This window comes from Amycolatopsis sp. NPDC004378 (genome assembly GCF_053602455.1).
In genome coordinates this window covers 39,163-59,323 of the sequence record NZ_JBSGDR010000027.1, presented here as the reverse complement: position 1 = coordinate 59,323, position 20,161 = coordinate 39,163, and the positions used below count along the sequence as shown (strand labels likewise).

The window sequence follows — 20,161 nt, the reverse complement described above, 5'->3', positions numbered from 1 at the left end:
TGGATGTTTTCCGACCCGTCTCTCCCGGCGAAATCGGCTTGTCGGCACGTGGTGACCCGGAGCCGCTCGACGGTGTGGCTGCATGCGGCAAACCACGCGACCGCTCGCTACGGCACCATCCAAGCCCGCCACGAATCTCGTGTTCGGAGGCGCCGGACACCGCCCGCATGTACTCGGCCTGCTTGGCGTAGTGCGTCCGCACCGCGTCTAGAATGGCCGATTCACCGGTCGCGCAGTTCGCCTGCCTGTCCGGGCGCACTCGACGCGCGCGAGGGCTCTACTCTCGGCAGTGGAAGGGAGGCGCTGGTGGCGGGTTTCGCGAATGACAGTGCGCGGCCGAAGCGGGTGACGATCGACGACGTCGCACGTGAAGCCGGTGTGGGGCGGCAGACCGTGTCGCGAGCGCTGAACGACTTGGCCGAGATCGCTCCGGCCACGCGGACGCGGGTGCTGGAGGCGGCGGCGCGGTTGGGGTATCGGCCCAGTGCCCTGGCCAGGGGGATGCGGACCCAGCGTTCGGACGTGATCGGCCTGGTCGTCTCCGACATCGCGAACCCGTTCTACCCGGCGGTGGCCCGCGGCGTGTACGACGAAGCGGAAGCGCTGGGCTGCAGCGTCGTGCTGTACAACACCGATGCCGAGCCTGAGCGGGAGCGGGCCGCTCTGGAGGACGTCCTGTCGAGGTCCGCGCGGGGAGTCGTCGGTTTCTTCTATGGCACGTCCGAGGCCGCGCTTTCCGGTTACGCTGCGGCGCTTCCCCTGGTCGTCGCGGATCGGCTGCTCGTCGACACCGGCATGATGTCGGTCAGCAACGACTTCGCCGCCGGTACCCGGGCGGCGGTCGCGCACCTGGTCGACCACGGTCACGCCGAGTTGGGCATGCTGGACAGTTCGGTCGGGGTCGCCGTCGACGAGCGGCGGGTTGCGTTTCTGCAGGCGTGTCGCGAGTTCGGCCTGGGTGACGTTTCGGCACGGGTGGTCCAGGGCCTGCCGAGCATCGACGGTGGCCTCACCGCCGCGACCGCGTTGCTGGCGGCTCATCCACAGGTCAGCGGCATTTTCGCGTTCAACGACCTGATGGGGGTCGGGGCGGTGCAGGCCGCGACCTCGCTCGGCCGGCGCGTGCCGGCCGGCTGCGCGATCGTCGGGTTCGACGATCTGGAGATGTCGGCCTACCTCGATCCGCCGTTGACCACCGTGCACATCGACAAGTACGCCCACGGCCAGATGCTCGTCAAGGCACTCATCGCACAAGAGCCGCAGCGGCTGGTCCTGCCCGTCTCGCTGGTCCCGCGAGCGACCGCCTAGCGCACGGGGCGTCGAAGGATTCGACGGGGGTCTTGACGCCGGCGGAGGCCGGGGTCATACTTCCCGGGAACTTTCCCGGGAACGTTCCCGGCCAGGCGGAGAGGGAGCGATGTCAGGTTCGGTGACAATCGGGGAAACCGGCGTTCTCATCGACGGCACGCCGACCCGAGTGCTGTCCGGCAGCATCAACTACTTCCGCATCGTGCCCGAGCAGTGGCGGCCACGACTGCGCTGGGCTCGCTACATGGGACTCAACACCATCGAAACCTACGTGCCGTGGAACCTCCACGAACCGCGGCCGGGTGAACACGCCTTCGACGGCATGCTCGACCTCTGCACGTTCCTTCGGACGGCCCAGGACGAAGATCTGCACGTCATCCTCCGTCCGGGCCCGTACGTCTGCGCCGAGCTGGACTTCGGTGGCCTGCCGGCGTGGTTGCTGCGGACCGGCGAGCTGCAGCTCCGCAGCAGTGACCCCGCTTACCTCGCCCAAGTCGACGACTGGTTTCGGACGCTCCTGCCGAAGGTGGTCGCGCTACAACACGACCGTGGCGGCCCGATCATCGCGATGCAGGTGGAGAACGAGTACGGTGCGCACGCCAAGCACCACGGTGCCGACCCCGTATACCTCCAATGGCTCGTCGACACGATGCGTGCGTCCGGGGTGACCGTGCCGCTGCTGACCAGCGACCAGGACGACGACGTAATGGTGGCGTCCGGGAGCCTGCCCGGGCTGTGGCGGACGATGAACTTCGGCACCGAGCCGGATCGCGCGTGGCGAACGCTCGAGGCGCACCAAACCGGTCGGCCGAAGATGTGCATGGAGTACTGGAACGGCTGGTTCGACCATTGGGGCGAAGAGCACCATGTGCGCGAGCCCCAGGACGCCGCGGCGGTGCTGGACCGGATGCTCGCCGCGGGAGCGTCGGTGAACTTATACATGTTCTGCGGCGGCACCAACTTCGGCTTCACCAACGGCGCCAACCACTTCGAGCACTACCAGCCAACGATCACGTCGTACGACTACGACGCGCCGCTTTCCGAAGATGGGACGCCGACGAAGAAGTTCGAGGCCTACCGTGAAGTTCTCGGCCGGTACACCACGCTGCCACAGGTCGAGGCGCCGACGCCGGAACCCCGGATCGGCGGGCACACCGTGGAACTGACCCGGGCTCTTCCGCTGTGGAACGTACTCGACGTGCTGTCGGCGCCGGATGAGGCAGCCGGACCGCGCACCATGGAGCAGCTGGGCCAGAACTTCGGGTTCACCACGTACAGCTTCGATGTCGCCCGAGCGCGCACCTATGTGCTGTCGGTCCCGGGTGTGCGCGACCGGGCGCAGGTCTTCGTCGACGGCGTCGAGCGTGGTGTGCTGGAGCGCGAGAGCGGCGTGAACAGTATGGTCCTGCGCGTCGCCCGTCCCGGCACGACCGTCACGCTCCTGGTGGAGAACCTCGGCCGGGTCAACTACGGTCCCGAGTTCGCCGATGCCAAGGGCATTCTCGGCGATGTGCTGCTGGACGGCGTCGCCGTCGAGGGGCCGTTCACGATGCGGCCCCTTCACCTGGACAATGTGGACGCGGTCGACTTCGCCACTGCCGACGCGTCCGGCGAAGACTTGGCAGGACCAGTCTTCCTGCACGGCACTATCGTCCTCGACGAGCTCGGGGACACGTTCGTCGATCTGCCCGGCTTCAGCAAGGGACTGGCGTGGGTCAACGGATTCAACCTCGGGCGCTACTGGGACCGCGGTCCGCAGCACACCCTGTACCTGCCCGGGCCGCTGCTGCGTCGCGGGAGCAATGACATCCGCGTGCTCGAGCTGCACCATGTGCGCAGTCCGCGCATCGTGCTGACCGATACCCCCGATCTCGGCTGAACCGAACACGAGAAGGACAGGCGCAATGAGGCGTACTCCCCAGCTCCGCACTCCATCCCGTCCACGTCGGCTGCTGGTCGCGGCGATTCTCGCCGCACTCGGCCTGGTTGCGGCCGCTTGCTCCGGCGGCGACGACACGACCGCTGCCGGCACCGGAGCTTCCTGCGCGCCGACCGGTGGCAAGGTCGAGCTGTCGTTCTGGTCTTGGCTGCCCGGCGTCGACAAGGCAGTCGCGGCGTGGAACGCCGGTCATCCCGACATCCACGTCACGGTCGAGCAGACGCCACAGGGCAACCAGGGCACGTACAACAAAATGTTCACCGCGCTCAAGGCCGGGCAGGCACCGGACCTCGGCCAGGTCGAGTTCGACTCCCTGCCCGGTTTCCGTGTCCAGCAGGGGCTGCGCGACATCGCGGCCTGTCCGGGGGTGGCGGACGCCAAGTCGAAGTTCGTCGACTGGACGTGGGCGCAGGCTTCGGTCGGCGGCGACGGGGTCTTCGCCGTTCCGCAGGACACCGGCCCGATGGGGCTGTTCTACCGCAAGGACCTGTTCGAGAAGTACCAGATTCCGGTTCCGACGACCTGGGACGAGTACGCGGACGCGGCCAAGAAGCTGCACGCGGCCGACCCGGCGTTGACCATCACGCACTTTCCGCAGAAGGACGTCAACTGGTTCGCGGGCCTGGTCTGGCAGGCCGGCGGACACTGGTTCACCCAGAACGCCCAGGAGTGGAAGGTCGCGCTGACCGATCCCGCGTCGACCAAGGTCGCCGACTACTGGCAGGGCTTGCTGAGCCAAGGCCTGGTGTCCAACTTCCAAGGCTTCTCGGAGTCGTGGAACAAGGCACTCGACTCCGGGCAGATCGCGACCTGGACCGGCGCGGTGTGGGGTGTCGGCACCATTGCGAAGGCCGCCCCGTCGACGGCCGGGAAATGGGCCGTCGCACCGCTGCCGCAGTGGACCAAGGGTGAGCAGCGCTCGGGTAACTGGGGTGGGTCGACGACCGCGGTCTTCGCCGGTTCCAAGCACCCGGCCGAGGCGGCGCAGTTCGCTCTGTGGCTCAACACCGATCCGCAGTCGCTGGCCATCCTGCAGGAGGAGGGCGGTATCTACCCGGCGACCACCGATGCCCAGGCCAGTGCGAAGGCCTCGCCGGCGAACACGGCGTTCTTCGGCGGCCAGGACGTCGATGCGGTGTTCCGCGATGCGGGCAAGGGCGTCAGTCAGGACTTCACGTGGGGCCCATCGATGGAGCAGACCTACGCCCACGTGCGCGACGGCTTCGGCGCCGCACTGGCCGGCAACGGCACGCTCACCAAGGCCCTCACCGACGCCGGAGCGGCGACGATCACGGACCTGAAGCGCCAGTCCATCCCCGTGGCGTCGAACTGAGGATCCGCTCATGACCGCCGTGACCCCCGTCCATCTCGACACCGATCGAACGGACACCCGCCGGGCGCTTCGTGGAGGTGCCCGGCGGGGGCACTACGCGACGCGGGCCGCGTGGTTGCTGCTGGCGCCGTTCCTCACCGGCTTCGTGCTCTTCTACGTGATCCCGATCGTCGTGGCCGTGGTGAAGAGCTTCACGACGGTCAAACGGACATCCACCTACGGCGCCGCTCGCGATGTGTTCGCCGGAGTGGGCAACTACTCCGCGGCCTTGGGCGACAGCGGGTTCACCGGTTCCCTCGGCCGGGTACTGCTGTTCGGGGTGATCCAGATCCCGATCATGCTCGGGCTCGCACTGGTGCTCGCGCTGGCGCTCGACTCGACCATCGTGCGGCTGCGTCGCTTCTTCCGGCTCGCCTTCTTCCTGCCGTACGCCGTGCCCGGAGTGATCGCTGCGGTGATGTGGGGCTTCCTCTACGCCCCCAACCTGTCGCCGATCAACCAGCTCCTCGAGCCGCTCGGCATGAGTCCCGACCTGTTGTCCGGCAATGTCATCCTGTATTCGATCGCGAACATCGTCACCTGGACGTTCACCGGCTACAACATGCTGATCCTCTACTCGTCGCTGCAGGCGATTCCCCCACAGCTGTACGAGGCGGCCAGGTTGGACGGCGCGTCCGGCTGGGCGATCGCCTGGCGGATCAAGGTGCCGATCATCGCGCCCTCGTTGGTGCTGACAGGCGTTTTCTCCATCATCGGGACTTTTCAGCTGTTCACGGAGCCGCAGGTCATGGCGAGTGTGTCGACGGCAGTTTCCTCGACCTACACGCCATCGATGGCCGCTTACGCACAAATTTCCGCTCAGAACTACGGCCTCGGCGCGGCCATGAGCGTCATCGTCACACTCGTGATTGCTCTGCTCTCGTTGATCTTCTTCCGCATCACGCGCAATCGAGCTGCCTTATGACCAGATCAATGCCGACAGGATCCCGGCGCAGTCGCGAAGCACGGCTGTCCGTCGTGCCCACGGCGGCGATGTTCGTAGCCGGCGTTTACTTTCTCCTTCCGGTGTTCTGGCTTGTCGTCTCCTCCACCAAGTCCGCCGCCGACCTGACCTCGACCTTCAGCCTCTGGTTCTCCGACAACCAGCTCGGCCACAACCTCGACCGGACTCTCACCTACGGCGACGGTGTTTACCTGCGCTGGCTCGCCAACAGCGCCCTCTACTCGATCGTCGGAGCCGCCGCGGCCACTATGTTGTCGGCGATGGCCGGCTACGCCCTGGCGAAGTTCACCTTCCGCGGGCGCAACGCGACCTTTTCGACCATCCTCGCCGGTGTGCTCGTCCCCCCAACGGCGCTGGCGGTGCCGCTGTTCCTCATGCTCGCCGGCGTCGGCCTGACCAACAGTGTTTGGTCGGTGCTGCTGCCGAGCATGATCAGCCCGTTCGGGGTCTACCTCGCCCGCGTCTACGCCGCGGCGTCGGTGCCCGACGAGCTCCTCGAGGCCGGCCGCATCGACGGCGCCGGCGACCTGCGGGTGTTCTTCACCATCTCATTGCGGCTGATGGCGCCCGCACTGGTCACCGTCTTCCTGTTCCAGTTCGTCGCCATCTGGAACAACTTCCTGCTGCCGCTGATCATGCTCACCAGCGACCGCCTCTATCCGGTCACCCTCGGCCTGTACACGCTCAACACCCAAATCACCCGCGATCCGGACCTGAAGAGCATCGTCGTCACCGGATCACTGCTGTCGATCGTTCCGCTCATCCTTGCTTTTATCGCACTGCAGCGGTTCTGGCGGACCGGACTCGCGGCGGGGAGCGTCAAGGACTGAGCCGACGCGGGGAGCCGGCCCGGAACCGCTGATGGCCACTGGACTTCGCGCGAGCGTGCTGCCGTCTCCCTAGCCAGGGCGAGTTCAGGTTTTCCGACCGTCAGCTCGGCCACCAACCGGTCCCGGATGGAGTCAGGCCCGTCGGCTCCGACGGACGCGCGCAGCGCGGCCACGTCCTGGGCGACAACCTGCTCCGAGTCGGGATAGGTCGTTCGGGCCGGGGGCATCAAGGTGGCCATCGGCCACCGATCAGCGGTCGTCCTACAGCCTGTGATCACCTGGACCAAGGCATTTCAGACATGCTTCAGAGAACTGCGGCGCTTGCTTGCCGACGACCGGGGTCGGCGTCAGCTGAATGCCACCGGGGTGTCGCTGAGCGAGCCCGTCGACGTCGATGAGAGTCGGTAGGCGATGACCGACAAGATCACGCTCAGCGCCACGAAGTGTGCCAAGCCGGCCGCCCAGCCGATGCCGACGGTGAGCGACCGGCGGGTACTCGAGGAGATCCGGGATCGAGCCACCACGCGCTTCCCCGGACGGGTTGGCCGGAGCGCGGTGAGGCCGGCTCTGCCTGACCCGGGCCGCCCGGTTCGTTCTCGACCAGAGCAAGCAGGGCGGAAAGCCGGTCGGCCGGGGCAAGCGCAAGAATTCTGCTTTGAGTGCCTGAGAAGGGTGATCTTTGTCGCCCAGCGCGCTGCGGGTGCTCAATCGCTTCATACTCGACTCACCTGGCGGCCGCGCGGTGAACAGGGCGCCTGGCGAACGCCAGGATGCTCGAAGGAAGTGGAGGCGATCTTGGTGATCGGGCCATGGACGGCCGGCAAGCGACTGCGGCAGCTGATGGTGTTCGTGCACGTCGTGGTGTCCGTCGGGTGGATGGGCGCCGGTGCGGCGAACGTCGTGCTCGCGATGACCGCCGGGTACTCGAACCAGCCCGAGGTGCGCAGCGTCTGCTACACCATGATCGACCGGATCGACGAGTTCGTGGTGATCCCGGCGGCGTTCGCCAGCCTCGTCGGCGGGATAGTGCTGTGCCTGGCGACGAAGTGGGGGCTGACCCGGCACTGGTGGGTGCTGATCAAGCTCGTCCTGACGGCCGCCGTGATCGTCTACAGCACCTACGGCCTCGGCGCGTGGGTCGAGGAGAGCATGGCCGCGAGCGCGGCGGGCGTCGCCAGCCCGGTCGCCGGCCAGCTGGCCTACGGCGCCGCGTTGAACATCGTCGCTTTCCTGTTCATGACGTGGCTTTCGGTGGCCAAGCCGTGGGGCCGTACGCCGTGGGCTCCGCGCCCGGCCGCGCGTCGGCGACTCGGCGTCCCGGCGCCGCGCGATCGGGCCGGCGGCGGTGTGACCGGCTTGGTCACGGCTCTCCGCGGAAGCGCAAACTGACTGCCAGCGCGCACACCAGGATTCCGAGCGCACCGGCCGCACAGCCGCCTACCTCGTGGCCGGTGAGGGCATCCGCGCACCACGGGCCGGCGCTGTCGGCTTGCTCGAACACGGAGCCGCAGACCACGTCGCGGGTTTCGTTGTCCGTTGCGGTGATCGGCATCGTGAGCAGAACGAGGCCGGTGCCGAGCGCGGCGGCCGCGATCACGTACCCGGCGCAGCGGAGTCTTGCGGACACGGCAACGCCTCCGGTGCTCGGCGGTCGAGGCGCTCACCGTACGAGCCCTCGCTCGAGAGACGCCGGGGTCCCGGTCGAGAGGCCGGCGATCACGCCGGGGCGCCACCGAAGTGCCGCGACGCGGCCAGGCGGTTGAGCAGGCCGATGCGGCCGTGGTTGGGGACCGAGCGGATCGGGTGCCCGGCCAATCCCCAGTGACCGAGCAGGGCGTTGGCCGCCGTCCAGCCGGTCGTCGCCGCGCGTTCCATCAGGGCGACCGGCAGGTCGATCCGGATGCCGTCGCCGGCGAGCACCAGCCCGGGATCGGCGGTGGTCACCGTGGGACGGCGGGCGAAGTCGCCGAGCCCGAACAGCGGGCAGTCCCTCCGCCACAGGTTGATCTCCGCGGTCACGCTCGCGTCGGCTGTCTCCGGGTAGATCTCGTGCAGCCGCTTGTCCATGGCGTTCGCCAGGCTCGCGGGGTCCTCGGTCGTCGCGGCGTAGGCGTGCAGTTCCACCACCGAGCCGTGGTGGGCGGCGGCCCAGCGCCGGGCTTCGCCTTCGTACCGGTGCAGCAGGCTGATGTTGTCCAGTGGCGGGACGCTGCCGGTGCCGAGGAACGGCGGCCGGTCCGCGGCGAGCGGCCGGTCCAGCCACAGCCGCCGGACCAGGAACGGCGGAGCGGTGCGCAGGCCGTCGACGGATTCCCGCCACTGTGCGGTGCCGAGCGTGCGGGAGGCGCCGACGATCTCGCGCAGTCCCGGCACGTCGCAGGCGAGGACCACCGCGTCGAACCGCTCGGCGCCACCGGTCACGACAGTGAACCCGGCTTCGGCGCGCTCGATGCTCGCGACCCGCACGCCGGTCCGGATTTCGACGCGGCGCGACACGAGGTGGTGGGCCAACGGGTTCCACAGTGCCTGGGGGAACGGTTCGGTCGGGACGTCGAAGACGAGCCCCTCGCTGGACCCGAGGAAGTACAGGTGGAACATCGTCGCCAGCTCCGCGGCGGACAGCTCGCGCGGATCGGCGAAGAAGCTGCGCGAGAAGACTTCGAACGCGAGGTGCTGGGCGGCGGCGGGGAAGTTGATCGACTCGAGGAAGGTCGCCGCGTCGATGTCGTCGAGGCGCCGGTAGGTCTCCGGCACGCTCACCGTGGCCAGCGGCAGGGCGCCGCGGCCGCTGATCTTCAGCAGGTCCCGCGGCGTGAAAGTCGGGCTGCGCCAGGCGAAGGCGAGCGCGTTCCACGGCGGGGTGCGCGGCAGGCCGGCGAAGGTGTCGGTCCGCCCTTGGGCGTCCAGGAGCGGGTAGTCGGTCAGTGGAGTCAGCCGCTCCAGGAGCGGGTCGGTGCGCATGAGCAGCGCGCGCAGGTTGTAGTACTGGCGGAAGAAGGCGTGGAAGCCGCGGCTCATCGTCGCCGCGGTGCCGCCCTGCAGCTGCTCCGGCCAGCCGCCGACCCGGCCGCCGAGGTGGTCCTCCCGCTCGAACAGGGTCACGTCGACGCCGCGCTCGGCGAGGCCGGTGGCCGCGGTCAGGCCGGCGATTCCCGCTCCGACGACGGCGGCCGAGGGACGCCGTCCGAGCATTCCGGCGTCGTTCAGCCCCGGCGGCGCCGGCCGGGTGACGCGCCGCGGATCGGTGCCGAGGGGACGGGTCACGGGTTCTCCTCCGGGGCGGTGCCGAGGACGGTGTGCACGATGCCGTGCTGCCAGCCGGGCATCGAGGCGGTGCGGACGTCGGTGAACCCCGCGTCGGTGAGCCGTCGGACGAGTGCGCTGATCCCGTCGAACCGCAGGACGCTGCGGCGGAGGTGGCGGTACAGCGTCGCGTCGCCTGTCGTGGCCTTGCCGAGCGGGATGATGATGCCCGCGCACACCGCGTTCCAGACCCAGCGGGCCCGCCGCGAGTCGCGGACCGAGTACTCGTGCACGGCGATCCGGCCACCGGGGCGGAGCAGCCCGCGCAGCCGGCTCAGCCCCGCGGTCGGGTCGGCGAGGTTGCGCAGCAGGTACGCGGTGAGGATCGCGTCGAAGGGCCCCTGGATCCCGTCGAGCCGCTCGAGCGGGGTGTGCACGAACTCGACGTCGCCGGGCCAGTCCTTGGCGCGGGCCCGCATGAGCATCTCGCCCGAGGCGTCGAACGCGGTGATCCGCGCTTCCGGGGCGACCGACAGCAGCGCCGCTGTGGACGCGCCTGTCCCGCAGCCCGCGTCGAGCAGGCGCAGGCCCGCGGTGTCCGCCGGCAGCTCGAGCCGGCGAGCCGAGAGACGCAGGTGCTCGTGGTATCCCGGGTTGGCGCCGACCAGCCGGTCGTACCAGCGCGCTTCGACGTCGAAGGTGGTGGGGACGGCCCTGCGGGGCAGGCCGTCCCGGGCCATCGGGTTCATTCGGCGTCCTCCAATGGCGGTCGCGCGCGCTCCCACAGCAGCAGGACCGCGGTGACGAGCGCGAACCCGAACAAGAAGTCCTCGACCGGGATGTCCCACGGGAAGCGCAGGCCGGTGATGTGCTCGGGGGTGTAGCGGACGATCGGCGCGGACAGCTTCGTCAGCCAGCCGTCGACCGGGATCTGGAACCCGGTGACGATCGCGATCGTGATCCAGTACGGCAGCCGGCGGAACAAGCCGGTGCGCAGCACGGTGAGCTCGGCGGCGACGACGAGCACCACGGCGGCGACGGCGGGCACGGTGTAGCCCCACGGGATCATCGCCGGACCGCCTCCCGGCTTCGTCGCCGGACGGCGGTCAGCGTGAGCTGGGTGATCTCGTAGGTCAGCACCCCGCACACCGGGATGACCGCGAAGAAGAGGATCTCCTCCAACGGGATGTCGAACGGCGCGCGGATCCCGGTGACGAACTCCGGCGCGTAGTCCCAGACCCCGCAGGCGATCGCGATCGCGTCCCAGACGAGGAACACCGCGGCCACCGGGAGCACGGCGCGCGCCAAGCGCCGCGGCTGCCGGTAGACGCGTGTGCCGGCGAACTCCAGCGGCAGCGTCACCAGGACGCAGGCCCCGAGGACGATGAGGTACTCGACCTTGCCCACCTCAGGTCACCGCCACCGGGGGAGCGGGGACCGGGTGCCGCCGGCGCGCCCACCACGTCCGCGCGAACGCGCCGCCCGCGACCGCGAGCCGCCGGCCGCGGGACACGGTGGCCCGGCCGGCGAAGATGTCGTGGCCGGCGTCCTCGACCCGGTCCAGGATCCGGCCGTAGAGGACGGCCGCGGTGGCGACGCACGGCCGGGAAACGGGGTGCAGCATGGCGATCCCGGGATGCGCCTCGGCGTACACGCGCCGCGTGACGGCGATCTGGGTGCGGATCGCCTCCCGTACCGCCGTGTCGGCCCGGCCGCGGGCCGCGCACCAGTCGAGCCGTTCGCGGTCGACGCCGGACTCGGCCAGTTCGTCGGCCGGCAGGTACACCCGGTCGCGAGTGAGGTCTTCGGCGACGTCCCGGATGAAGTTGGTCAGCTGGAACGCCTTGCCGAGGGCCGCCGCGGGCGGTTCCGCCTCTTCGCGCGGGGCCACCGCGCCGAGGACCGGGAGCACCTGCAGGCCGATCACCTCGGCCGAGCCGTGGACGTAGACATCGAGGTCGGCGCGCGTGGCGTAGGAGCCGACCGTGAGGTCCATCGTCATGGAGGTGAAGAACGCGCGGAAGAGCGACGACGGCAGCGTGTAGCGCGCCGCTGTGTCGATCACCGCCGTCAGCAGGGGATCGTCACTCACGCCGGCGGTGAGGTCGGCGAGGAAGCGTCCCTCCACTTCGGACAGCCGGGCCGCGAGCCCGGCCGGGGTGGCACCGGGTTCGGGTTCGTCGACGATGTCGTCGACCCACCGCGCGAAGCCGTAGAGCGCGTGGACCGCCGGCCGCTGGGCCGGGGTCAGCAGGCGGGTGGCGAGGAAGTACGTCCGGCCGTGACGGGCGTTGAGCTCCCGGCACCAGGTGTAGGCGCGGCGCAGGCCGGGATCGGTGATCCCGGCGGCGTCGAGTTCGTGCCGGGTCATCGGGCGCTCCTGTTCGCGAGGTCGACGACCCGCCCGCGCGTACCGGGCGTTCCGGTGACGCGGTCGGCGGCGAGCCGGCCGGAGATCAGCACGGTCGGGACGCCGACCCCGGGCACCGTCGCCCCACCCGCCAGCACGACGTTTTCGGTGCCCCGCGGGAGGTTCCGCGGCCGGAACGGGCCGGTCTGGGGGAAGGAGTGCGCATAGCTGAACGGCGTCCCGGCGACGTGCCCGCGGCTCGCCCAGTCGGCCGGGCTGATCACCTCGGTGAAGTCGGGCTCGAAGCCGGGCAGGAGCCGCTTGCGGGCGAGGTCGAGGATCTCCTCGGCGTACGGCCCCGCGTCGGTCGCCCAGTCCGCGGGTCCGCGCTCGAGGTTGGGCACCGGCGCGAGGATCGAGTAGAGCTGGCGGCCGGGTGGCGCGAGGCCGGGATCGCTCGCCGTCGGGCGCGTGATCAGCAGCGACGGGTCGCTCATCCGGCGGCCCGCGGTGATGAGCTCGTCGAACGTCGAGCGCCAGCCGTGCCCGAAGGAAATCGTGTGGTGGGAGACGTCGTCGTGGCCGCCGGGCCCGCCCGTGTGCAGGACCAGCGCCGACGGGGCCGGCCGCAGCGGGAGCGGCCGGCGCGGGGTCCGGCCGAGCAGCCGGTGGCTGTCGGGCAGCTCGGTGGTCAGGACGACGGCGTCACACGGGTACCGCTCGCCGTCCGCCGTGCGGACCGCGGTGACCCGGGCGCCGGTGCGGTCCAGTGAGGAAACCATTTCGCCGTAACGGAAAGTGACTCCGGCCTTCGCCGCCACCCGGGCGAGCGCACGGGGTAGCGCGGCGATGCCACCCGGCGGGAAGAACACCCCGCCGACGGTGTCCATATAGGAGATGACCGCGTAGAGCGCCAGCGCGCGCATCGGGGACTCGCCCGCGTACAGGGCCTGGAAGGTGAAGACCCGCTTGAGCCGCTCGTCGGACAGGAACGCGCCGATCTTGGCGTCGAGGCTGCGGAACCCGCCCAGCGCCACCAGCTTCGCGAGGTCAGGACGGAGCATGCCCAGCGGCGAGTCGATGTTCGAGTCGATGAAGCGCGCGAACTCGGCCCGGTAGAGCCGGGTCAGCCAGTCGCGCAGGCGGAGGTAGCCGTCGGCTTCGGCGGGCCCGGCGAACTCGCGGACGGCGTCGGCCATCGCTGTGGCGCCGGTGTGGACGGGCAGGGAGCTGCCGTCGGCGAACTGCGCCACATAGGCCGGATCGAGCCGCGTCAGCGGGAGCTCGGTGGCCAGTTCCGCGCCTGCCGCGGCGAAGGTGTCTTCCAGGACACTCGTCATGGTCAGCACGGTCGGGCCCGTGTCGAGCAGGTAGCCGTCCCGTTCGACGCGCCCCGCCCGGCCGCCCGGACCGGGGTCGCGTTCGAGCACGGTGACTTCGCGGCCCCGCCCGGCCAGGTGCAGCGCGGCGGCCAGCCCGGACAGCCCGGCCCCGACCACCACGACCCGGTTCGAGGGCCCGGGGATCGTCTTCACTGCTCACGCTCCGTGCAGCGGGTCGCCAGCGCGGCGAGCAGCTCGCTCGCCCGGGGCGGGACGACGGCCGGGTCGATCGCCGCGAGCGCCTTTTCGGCCCGTTCCCGGATGAGCTCGCCGAGCCGCTCCCGGGCGCCGGTCGCGGTGATCAGAGTGCGCCACCGGGCGACGGCGTCGTCGTCAACGGTGCCGAGCCGAAGCAGGTCCGCCAGCTCGGTTTCCTGGTGTCGGCCGGCCATCGCGGCGGCCAGCACGACGACGCTGGAAGCCTTGCGGTCCCGCAGGTCCTGCCCGTCGGGCTTGCCGGTGACGGCGGGGTCGCCGAAGACGCCGAGCAGGTCGTCCCGGAACTGGAACGCCTCGCCCACCAGGCCACCGAACTCGGCCAGCCCGCCCAGCACCTCCGGTCCGCAGCCGGCCAGCGACGCGCCGAACTCCAGCGGGCGGCGGACGGTGTAGTTGCCGGACTTGCGGCGCAGGACGTCGAGCACCGTGTCCCAGCTCGGCAGCGCCCGCGCGTCGTTCACCAGGTCGGCGAGCTGGCCGACGGCGAGCTCGGCACGCATCGAGTCGTAGACCGGCCAGCCCCGGGCGAGGTCCGCGTCATCGAGTCCGCTTTCGCGCAACAGCTGCTCGGACCAGACCAGGAACAGGTCGCCGAACAGCGTGGCCGCGGACTCGCCGAACCGGTCGGGCGATCCGCTCCAGCCCTGCTCGGCGTGCCACCGCGCGAACTGCACGTGCAACGCGGGGCGGCTGCGGCGCAGCGCGGACTGGTCCATGACGTCGTCCTGCGCCAGCGCGAAGCAATGCAACAGCTCCAGGCTCGACGCCGCGCGCATTGCCGCTTCCGATTCCGGCCGCCCGCAGCACCAGCCGACGTAAGCGAACAGCGGCCGCAGCGCCTTCCCGCCGTCGACGAATTGTGGAAGTGCCGTTTCCGCGAGCACGCCTTCACTGCGGCCGGCGAAGTGCTCGGCAGCTCGTGCGGTCACGAAACCATGAGCTTCGGCCAGACAGCGCCCGGCCTGCTCGTCCAGCCACGCGGTGGCAGCGGTGCCCACGGGCACCACCCCCGTCGTCGTGGTCGCCGCCATCCAACCGCCCCTCCGCCTGGTCACCCATTCGATTCGCAACCGTTTCACAACTCGTGTAGCTTGTCCACTACGGGAGTCAAGTTCCTGGTCCCGGGTCGATTGACCTGCTTGGGGTGGCAGGAAAGTGGGGTGGGGATGCTTCCGCTCGGCAGGGCATCGTGAATCGAACGCGGAACGAAACAGTGGATCGCCGGACCGGGCGACACGGATCCCTCGTGCCGCCTCCCAGAGGCACGGCTCCACCCCCTCACGCTGTGCCTCGGCGCCCGGCGTGCCCCGGCCGGGCGGCCCCTGCCGGCGCGACCGTGGTCACGCCGGGCGTTTCTTCCTGCGAATCTTCGCGCATTCGACGCATTGTTCGAACCGGGGCTCCGAAGATTCTTCCCGCTCTTTCCCAGATTTGTGACGGAACGCTCCGCGAACGGTCTATCGTCGGTTCGTGATGGTTACGCGGACCGCCGCACTCCCACGTTCCCCGGTTGATCTCCTCGCTCCCGTCGCGTGGATCTGCGCCGCCGGCACCCTGGTGTGCCAGATCTTCTACTCGATCACCGATCCCGGCAGCCGCACGGTTTTGACGGTGGGCACCGTGCTCTTCTTCGCCGCGGCGTCCCTGGCCGACGCCTGGTCCCGGGCCGGCGCCCGGGCGGCCGTGGCGCTGGCGGTGGTCGCCGGCGGGGGCGGGCTCGCCGCCGAGGTGATCGGGCTGCACACCGGCTTTCCCTTCGGCCACTACGCGTATACTGACGCGCTCGGCGGCGCCGTCGTCGGCGTGCCGGTGATCGTCCCGCTCGCCTGGCTGATGATGGCGTGGCTGGCGTTGCTGGTCGGTCGCGCTCTCGCCGCGCGGCCGGCCGGCGTGGTCGCGATCGCGGCCTGTGCCCTGGCTTCTTGGGATGTTTTCCTCGACCCGCAGATGGTCGACGAGGGGTACTGGCGGTGGTCGTCGCCCGAGCCGGCGCTGCCCGGGGTCGCCGGGATCCCGATGACCAACTTCGCGGGCTGGCTGCTCGTCGCGGTGCTCCTGCAGGTGGTGCTGCACCGGGTGGTGCCCCGGGCCGAGGACCCCGTGCCCGGCTTGGCGGCAGGCCCCGCGCCGGCGCTGTTCGTGTGGACGTGGTTCTCCTCGATCTGGGCCCACCTCGCGTTCTTCGGCCGCCCCGCGGTCGCGCTGGTGGGCGGCGTCGCGATGGGACTGACGGCGCTGCCGTTCGCGATCCGGGTCGTGCGGGGGTGGCGATGGTTCCGCTGCGCGTGATCGGGCGGATCGCGGTCCGCGCGGCCTCGGTCGCCGCCTTCGCCGCCGCCGGGCACGCCGCATACAACGCGCGGCTGGTGCGCGTGCCGCCACGGAACCCACCGCGCTGTGCGGAACCGGTGTCGATCCTGCTGCCGTTGCGTGACGAGGCGGCCCGGGTGTCGCCCACTCTGCGGTCGCTGCTGGCCCAGCGTGGCCTCGACGACGTCGAAATCCTGGTGCTGGACGACTGTTCGAGCGACGGCACGGCCGAGGTGGTCCGGCAGGTGTCCGGGGGCGACCCCCGGGTGTTCCTGAGGACCGGGGCCGAACCGCCGGCCGGGATACTCGGCAAGCCGCACGCGTGTCACCAGCTCGCCGGCCTGGCCCGGGGCTCGGTGCTGGTGTGCGTCGACGCGGACGTCGTCCTGGCGCCCGACGCCGTCGCCGCCGCGGTCGCGCTGCTGCGCACCGCCCGGCTCGACGCGGTCTCGCCGTTCCCCCGTCAGCGCGCCCGGGGATTCGGCGCGCGGCTCGTGCAGCCGCTTTTGCAATGGTCGTGGCTGGTGCTGCTGCCGCTGCGCCTGGCCGAGCGTTCGCCCCGGCCGTCGCTCACCGCGGCCAACGGCCAGTTCTTCGTGATCGACGCCGCGATGCTGCGCGAGTGCGGCGGATTCGCCGCGGTGGCGACCGAAGTCCTCGACGACATCGCGCTGATGCGCGCGGTCAAGCGAGCGGGCGGCCGGGGCGTCGTCGCGGACGGCAGCGGCGTGGCCGAATGCACGATGTACGAGTCGTGGGCCGATCTCCGGAACGGGTATACGAAGTCGCTGTGGTCGGCCACGGGGTCGGTGGCCGGCGCCACGGCGGTTTCGGCTCTGCTGCTGGGAATCTGGGTTCTCCCGGCGGCCGCGGCGCTGGCCGGCTCGCGAGTGGGGCTGCTCGGCTACGCGGCCGGTGTCGCCGGGCGCGTCGTCACGGCCCGCCGGACCCGGGGCCGGGTGTGGCCGGACAGTCTCGCCCATCCGCTGTCGGTCCTCGCCCTGGTCGGTCTCATCGGGCGGTCGTGGCGGGCCCGGTTCACCGGACGGTTGACGTGGAAAGACCGCGTCCTGCCGGGGCGGGAGGCAGCATGACCGACGTGATCGTCGTCGGCGGCGGCATGGGCGGGCTGGCGGCCGCGGCCCGGCTGGCGGCGGCCGGCCATTCCGTGACCGTGCTCGAACGCGCTGCGCGCTGCGGCGGAAAGCTCGGCACCTACAGCCGGGACGGGTTCGTGTTCGACACCGGGCCGTCGCTGCTCACCATGCCCGGCGTCTACCGCGCGCTCTTCGCCGCGACCGGCGCCGAACTCGACGACCTGGTCGACATCGTCCCCGTCGACCCCGCCTGCCACTACCGCTTCGCGGATGGCACGGAGCTGGCCGTCCCGCACGCCGCGGCGGAGGTGCCCGCGGCCCTCGACGCCGCTTTCGGCGGGGGAGCCGGGGGCGAGTGGGCCGCCCTCATGCGCGAGGCCGCCCACCTCTGGGACCTCGTCGGTGAGCGCGTGCTGCGCCGTCCCTTGACCGGGCCCGGCGAGCTCCTCCGGCACGCCACCGGAGTTCGGGACCTGGCGGCCATCGCACCCTGGCGCACCTTGCGCGGCGCCGGCCGACGGCGGCTCGGTGACCCGCGGGCCCGGATGCTGCTGGACCGCTACGCCACCTACACCGGCTCGGATCCCCGCCGCTTGCCCGCGCTGATGAGCGTCGTGCCTTACGTCGAGCAGGAGTTCGGCAGCTGGCACGTCCGGGGCGGCCTGCGCCGGCTCGGCGAAGCGCTGCTCGGCCGGCTGGCCGCGCTCGGTGTCGACGTCCGGACGGGTGCCGAGGTGACCGCCATCGAGACCGGTCCGGCCGGCGTGCGCGGGGTGCGGCTGTCCGGTGGCGAACGCCTGGCGGCGCCGGTCGTCGTCGCCAACGCCGACGCGGCACACCTCTACGAGTCCCTTGTGGACGATCCGCGGGCGCGCGGTCCGCGCCGTGCGCTGCGGCGGGTCCAGCCGTCGCTGGCCGGGTTCGTCGTGCTGCTCGCGCTGCGTGGCACCACACCGGTCCGCGCGCACCACCGGGTGCTCTTCCCCGCGGACTACGACGCGGAATTCGACGCCCTCTTCGGCCGGGCGCCCCGGCCCGTCGCGGACCCGACGATCTACGTCTGTTCGCCCGACGACGCCGAGATGCACCCGCCCGGCTGCGAGTCGTGGTTCGTGCTCGTGAACGCTCCCCGGCACGACCCCGGTGGCGGCGTCGACTGGACGGCGCCCGGGCTGGCCCAGTCCTATGCCGACCAGGTGCTCGACCTGCTCGCTACGCGCGGGCTCGACGTCCGGAACCGGTTGCTGTGGCGGGAAGTCCGCACACCGGCCGACCTCGAGCGCGAAGCCGGCGCACCCGGCGGCTCGATCTACGGCTCGTCGTCCAACGGGCCCCGCGCGGCGCTGCTGCGGCCCGCGAACGCCAGCCCGGTGCCCGGGCTGTACCTGGCCGGCGGCTCGGCGCACCCGGGCGGGGGACTGCCGCTGGTGGCGCTGTCAGCCGCGATCGTCGCGGACCTGGTCGGCCCGGCGGCCCGGGACACGCAACGCGACGCCGAGCGAAAGATGGGTTAGCCCGATGACCGACAACCCGGCCCAGAGCACCACGCATGTCGTCGCCCACGGCCAGCCTGTCCACGGTGTCCCGGCGGGAGCCAGCGCCGCGCCGGTCACGGCGACGGCCGTGACGATCAGCCGCGTCGGCCGCTCGGCGGCGGTGATCGCGCCCGGCCCCCGCATCCCCGCGGCCTGGGCGCGGGCACGGACGTATTCGTGCAGCAGCGCCAGGAAAGCGACTCCGGCGCACCAGGCGAGCGGCGCGCCGAGGACCAGCAGCACGGCGGCGAAGCACAGCTCAGTGACCCGGTCGGCCACCGCGTCGAGCACCGCTCCGAGCGGCCGGGCCCGGCCGGTGAGCAGCGCTACCGCGCCGTCGAGGCCGTCGAAGACCCCGGTGGCGACGATCGCGCCCAGCGCGAACCACAACCACGAGCCACCCAGCGCGGCCAGGCCGATCGCCGCCACGGCGCTGAGCACGCCGCAGCCGGTGAGGACGTCCGGCGGCACGCCGAGGAACGGCCGGGTGGCGACGTGGACGAAGCGCAGCCAGCCGACGGCCAAGGCGCTGCCGGACACGTCGTGCTCGTGGAGCCGGGACCAGCCCTCGACGCCGTCGGGACCGGCCGCGTGACCGGGGCCGTTCTGCGCCGGCGGACCGGGGTCGTGCTGCGCGACGCGGGCCGGGCGCTGCGGGGCCGGGACATGTCCCTGTGGGCCGCCGGGGTCACGTTCTTCGCCGTGCTCGCGGTCGTCCCCCTGGCGCTCGTCGCGTTGCGCGGCGCCGCGTTCCTTGCCTCGCCCGGCTTCGTCCGGCAGGGAGTCGCGTTGCGCGGCGCCGCGTTCCTTGCCTCGCCCGGCTTCGTCCGGCAGGGAGTCGAGGGGTGGGGCGCCGCCCTCCCGGCCGAGCACGGTGCGGGAGCCGCGCTGAGCGCGCTCGCCGAAGCCGCGCTGCGGACGCCGTGGGCCACACTGTTGCTGAGCCTGCTTCCCGCCACCTTCTACGGTGAGGGCTTGCTGCGCGGGCTCGTGCAGGTCGCAGGCCGGCCCGCCGGCGCGCTCGTCGGCTGGCGGGGCCGCCTGATGTTCGTGCCGGTGGTGCTGATCAGTCCCGCGCTCGCGGTCCTCCCGCTCGCGACCGCGCAGGCGGTCGCCGACCTGCACCGAGGCGGTGGCCTCTCGGCGTTCTGGGGCATCGCGGTGTCGTTCCACGTCGACTGGCTGGTCATCGCCCTGGCGACGGGGGTGGTCTTCGTGGGAAGCGCGCCCACGGGAGTGCGGCGCCGGCCGCTGGCCCTCGGCGCGCTGGCCCTCGCCGCGTTCCTCTCGGGGTTCTTCCACGGCTTTCTCCTGTTCCTGGCCATCCCGCTCGACTGGAGCGTCCCGTTCGGCGGGCTGGCGGTCGTGGGCGTGGTCTCGGCGCTGGTGCTCTGGCTCTATCTGCTGCACGTGCTCCTGCTGCTCGGCTACCGCCTCGCGCTGAGCGCGGAGCGGACTCGCGCCGGCCCGCCCGCCGACACCGGCGAATCGATGCAAAAGCGCACATTATGAGCGGGTATTTCCGCTGGTGAGCGGTGGTCTGCGGATTCGCGGTGTGGAAACACGGCAATAGCGTTGCACACTCGATACAGCTTCGACATCATCGGCTGAG

At 71.2% G+C, this 20,161-nt stretch carries 19 protein-coding genes and 1 pseudogene; 10 read left to right on the top strand and 10 right to left on the bottom strand.

What is annotated here, in order from left to right; genetic code table 11:
* Positions 1–306 precede the first annotated feature (306 nt).
* The 5 genes from ACWEN0_RS43540 (at position 307) to ACWEN0_RS43520 (ending at position 6,413) form a co-directional block, all read left to right on the top strand.
* Positions 307–1,308 (top strand): LacI family DNA-binding transcriptional regulator, encoded by a 1,002-nt coding sequence (locus ACWEN0_RS43540; protein WP_451986843.1) that lies wholly within the window; start codon positions 307–309, stop codon positions 1,306–1,308.
* Between the two features lie 109 nt (positions 1,309–1,417).
* Complete coding sequence (locus tag ACWEN0_RS43535; RefSeq protein WP_451986841.1) at positions 1,418–3,187, top strand: glycoside hydrolase family 35 protein; 1,770 nt, start codon at positions 1,418–1,420, stop codon at positions 3,185–3,187.
* A 25-nt stretch (positions 3,188–3,212) separates the two neighbouring features.
* Positions 3,213–4,580 (top strand): ABC transporter substrate-binding protein, encoded by a 1,368-nt coding sequence (locus ACWEN0_RS43530; RefSeq protein ID WP_451986839.1) that lies wholly within the window; start codon positions 3,213–3,215, stop codon positions 4,578–4,580.
* A 10-nt stretch (positions 4,581–4,590) separates the two neighbouring features.
* Complete coding sequence (locus ACWEN0_RS43525) at positions 4,591–5,544, top strand: carbohydrate ABC transporter permease (RefSeq protein ID WP_451986837.1); 954 nt, start codon at positions 4,591–4,593, stop codon at positions 5,542–5,544.
* A 53-nt stretch (positions 5,545–5,597) separates the two neighbouring features.
* Entirely contained in the window at positions 5,598–6,413 is an 816-nt protein-coding gene (locus ACWEN0_RS43520; protein ID WP_451986835.1) for a carbohydrate ABC transporter permease, read from the top strand.
* Positions 6,414–6,448: 35 nt separating this feature from the next.
* Here ACWEN0_RS43520 and ACWEN0_RS43515 read toward each other — a convergent pair.
* Positions 6,449–6,640 (bottom strand): annotated as a pseudogene (locus ACWEN0_RS43515) (MmyB family transcriptional regulator); the annotation flags it as partial.
* A 556-nt stretch (positions 6,641–7,196) separates the two neighbouring features.
* Between ACWEN0_RS43515 and ACWEN0_RS43510 the strand changes: the two are divergent.
* Positions 7,197–7,802, top strand: a complete 606-nt coding sequence (locus ACWEN0_RS43510; protein ID WP_451986833.1) for a hypothetical protein — start codon at positions 7,197–7,199, stop codon at positions 7,800–7,802.
* Here the strand turns inward: ACWEN0_RS43510 and ACWEN0_RS43505 are convergent.
* The 8 genes from ACWEN0_RS43505 to ACWEN0_RS43470 form a co-directional block, all read right to left on the bottom strand.
* Positions 7,774–8,010, bottom strand: coding sequence for a hypothetical protein (locus ACWEN0_RS43505; protein WP_451986831.1), 237 nt, complete (start codon positions 8,008–8,010; stop codon positions 7,774–7,776). The two genes, ACWEN0_RS43510 and ACWEN0_RS43505, sit on opposite strands and share 29 nt — an antisense overlap.
* 119 nt (positions 8,011–8,129) lie before the next feature.
* A complete protein-coding gene (locus ACWEN0_RS43500; protein ID WP_451986829.1) occupies positions 8,130–9,677 on the bottom strand; it encodes a hydroxysqualene dehydroxylase in 1,548 nt (515 codons plus the stop codon).
* On the bottom strand, positions 9,674–10,405 hold the full coding sequence (locus ACWEN0_RS43495; RefSeq protein WP_451986827.1) for a class I SAM-dependent methyltransferase: 732 nt from the start codon (positions 10,403–10,405) through the stop codon (positions 9,674–9,676). Before ACWEN0_RS43495 ends, ACWEN0_RS43500 begins: the two co-directional genes overlap by 4 nt.
* Positions 10,402–10,725, bottom strand: a complete 324-nt coding sequence (locus ACWEN0_RS43490) for a lycopene cyclase domain-containing protein (protein ID WP_451986825.1) — start codon at positions 10,723–10,725, stop codon at positions 10,402–10,404. Before ACWEN0_RS43490 ends, ACWEN0_RS43495 begins: the two co-directional genes overlap by 4 nt.
* The gene (locus tag ACWEN0_RS43485) at positions 10,722–11,063 is read right to left on the bottom strand and encodes a lycopene cyclase domain-containing protein (RefSeq protein ID WP_451986823.1); all 342 of its coding nucleotides are present in this window, start codon (positions 11,061–11,063) and stop codon (positions 10,722–10,724) included. Before ACWEN0_RS43485 ends, ACWEN0_RS43490 begins: the two co-directional genes overlap by 4 nt.
* 1 nt (position 11,064) lies before the next feature.
* Positions 11,065–12,027, bottom strand: coding sequence for a phytoene/squalene synthase family protein (locus ACWEN0_RS43480; protein WP_451986821.1), 963 nt, complete (start codon positions 12,025–12,027; stop codon positions 11,065–11,067).
* On the bottom strand, positions 12,024–13,541 hold the full coding sequence (crtI, locus tag ACWEN0_RS43475) for a phytoene desaturase family protein (RefSeq protein WP_451986819.1): 1,518 nt from the start codon (positions 13,539–13,541) through the stop codon (positions 12,024–12,026). The genes ACWEN0_RS43480 and crtI overlap by 4 nt, the downstream gene beginning before the upstream one ends.
* Entirely contained in the window at positions 13,538–14,605 is a 1,068-nt protein-coding gene (locus ACWEN0_RS43470) for a polyprenyl synthetase family protein (protein WP_451986817.1), read from the bottom strand. Before ACWEN0_RS43470 ends, crtI begins: the two co-directional genes overlap by 4 nt.
* Positions 14,606–15,080: 475 nt before the next feature.
* On the opposite strand from ACWEN0_RS43470, the gene ACWEN0_RS43465 reads away from it, so the two are divergent.
* From ACWEN0_RS43465 to ACWEN0_RS43455, 3 genes are read left to right on the top strand one after another with little or no spacing between them, the layout of a single operon-like run.
* Positions 15,081–15,896: a carotenoid biosynthesis protein gene (locus ACWEN0_RS43465; protein WP_451986897.1), complete on the top strand. Its 816-nt coding sequence runs from the start codon at positions 15,081–15,083 to the stop codon at positions 15,894–15,896.
* Complete coding sequence (locus ACWEN0_RS43460; RefSeq protein ID WP_451986815.1) at positions 15,878–17,011, top strand: glycosyltransferase; 1,134 nt, start codon at positions 15,878–15,880, stop codon at positions 17,009–17,011. Before ACWEN0_RS43465 ends, ACWEN0_RS43460 begins: the two co-directional genes overlap by 19 nt.
* Complete coding sequence (locus ACWEN0_RS43455; RefSeq protein ID WP_451986813.1) at positions 17,008–18,528, top strand: phytoene desaturase family protein; 1,521 nt, start codon at positions 17,008–17,010, stop codon at positions 18,526–18,528. Before ACWEN0_RS43460 ends, ACWEN0_RS43455 begins: the two co-directional genes overlap by 4 nt.
* Here ACWEN0_RS43455 and ACWEN0_RS43450 read toward each other — a convergent pair.
* On the bottom strand, positions 18,451–19,089 hold the full coding sequence (locus ACWEN0_RS43450; RefSeq protein ID WP_451986811.1) for a CDP-alcohol phosphatidyltransferase family protein: 639 nt from the start codon (positions 19,087–19,089) through the stop codon (positions 18,451–18,453). The two genes, ACWEN0_RS43455 and ACWEN0_RS43450, sit on opposite strands and share 78 nt — an antisense overlap.
* A 51-nt stretch (positions 19,090–19,140) precedes the next feature.
* On the opposite strand from ACWEN0_RS43450, the gene ACWEN0_RS43445 reads away from it, so the two are divergent.
* Positions 19,141–20,061, top strand: a complete 921-nt coding sequence (locus ACWEN0_RS43445) for a YhjD/YihY/BrkB family envelope integrity protein (RefSeq protein WP_451986809.1) — start codon at positions 19,141–19,143, stop codon at positions 20,059–20,061.
* Positions 20,062–20,161 lie beyond the last annotated feature (100 nt).